1 protein-coding gene is annotated in these 1,581 nt (G+C 79.3%); it reads left to right on the top strand.

Features of this window, described 5'->3' with window-relative positions:
• Window positions 1–429: 429 nt before the first annotated feature.
• Window positions 430–1,581: ROK family transcriptional regulator (locus tag E4099_RS31875; RefSeq protein ID WP_245245352.1), on the top strand; the 1,152-nt coding region annotated here is incomplete at its 3' end.

Below are 1,581 nucleotides of genomic sequence, written 5' to 3'. Positions count from 1 at the left end.
CGCCAGCGAAGTGACCCCCACCGCCACCGGTCGCCCCGGCCCCCGCTGAACGGCCGGGCGGCCGGGGCCTTCGGCGCGATGGCGCCGGTGCGGGGGCGGCCTGGGGCACAGCCGCGCCCCCGGCGGCGTGGCGGACCCCCGACCCGGCGCCGGGCGGTCCCGGCGCTTCGGCAGCGCGCCACCACGGAACCGGGCACGCCGGGCCCTCGGCAGACCTCGGTACGGACCGGGCACCCCGGGGCGGCCCGCCGCGCCCCGGGCCGCCCCGGATTTCCGCCGGAGCGCGATGGGGACTCGCCGCCGCACACCTCTTGACCCGCGCCGGAGGCCCGCCGTACGTTCCTGGGGCCGCCGACAGGAAGGTTTCCTAACAGAGGCGGTTGGAGAGACGTTTCACCAGCGTCTCCCACCGAGACAGGGGCGGGGGCCATGACCGGTGCCGCAGCGGGCATACCCGGGACACCGCGCGTACTGCGCGCCATGAACGACCGGGCGGCCCTGGAGTTGCTGGTCACCCACGGTCCGCTGACCCGCACCCGGCTGGGCGAGCTGACCGGGCTGTCCAAGCCCACCGCCTCCCAGCTGCTGGCCCGCCTGGAGGCCGCCGGGCTGGTACGGGCCACCGGCACCGCCACCGGCAGACCGGGGCCCAACGCCCGGCTCTACGCCATCAACCCCGCCGCCGCCCATGTCGCCGCGCTCGCCGTCGACCAGGAGGGCGTCACCGCGGCGGTGGCCGACATCACCGGCCGCACCCTGGGCGAGCACCGGGTGGCCACCCCGGCCGCCGGCCCCCGGGCACCCCAGGACCCGGTCGGGATCGTGCGCACGGCGGTGGCGGGCGCGGCGCGGGCCGCCGGAATCGGCCTCGACGCCCTGCACCACACCGTGGTCGGCATACCCGGCGCCCTGGACCCGCGCACCGGCGAGCTGCGCTACGCGGCGCACCTGCCCGGCTGGCACTTCCCCGCGCTGCGGGCGGAGCTGGCCGCGGCGCTCGGCACCCCGGTCCTGGTGGAGAACGACGTCAACCTCGCCGCCGTCGCCGAACAGCACCACGGCGCCGCCCAGGACTTCGACGACTTCGTGCTGGTCTGGGTCGACGAGGGGGTGGGCGCCGCCGTCGTGCTGGGCGGCCGGGTGCTGCGCGGCACCACCGGCGGGGCGGGCGAGATCGGCTATATGCCGCTGCCCGGCGCCCCGCTGGCCCGGGGCGGGCCGCCCGCCGCCGCCCGGCCGGACGCGGGCGGCGGCTTCCAGAAGCTGGTCGGCGCGCCGGCCGTGGTGGAGCTGGCCCGGCGGCACGGCATCGAGGCCGCCGGCGCCGGCGAGGCGCTCGCCACCGCGCTGCGCACCCCCGGCGCGGGCGAGCGGGTCCTGGGCGAGCTGGCCCGGCGGCTGGCCACCGGCCTGGCCTCGGTGGTCGCGGTGGTCGACCCGGAGCTGGTGGTGCTCTCCGGGGAGGTGCCGCGGGCCGGTGGCGAACGGCTGCGGCAGCTGGTCGAGGAGGAGCTCACCGGCCTGGCGCTGCCGCGGCCGCGGTTGCGGCTGAGCGGGGTGGCGGGGGGGCCGATTCTGGCG

It is taken from the genome of Streptomyces palmae, from assembly GCF_004684805.1.
In the GTDB taxonomy this organism is placed as follows: Bacteria; Actinomycetota; Actinomycetes; order Streptomycetales; family Streptomycetaceae; genus Streptomyces; species Streptomyces palmae.
The sequence above is the reverse complement of the archived record's forward strand: the minus strand, read 5'-3'. Positions and strand labels throughout refer to the sequence as shown.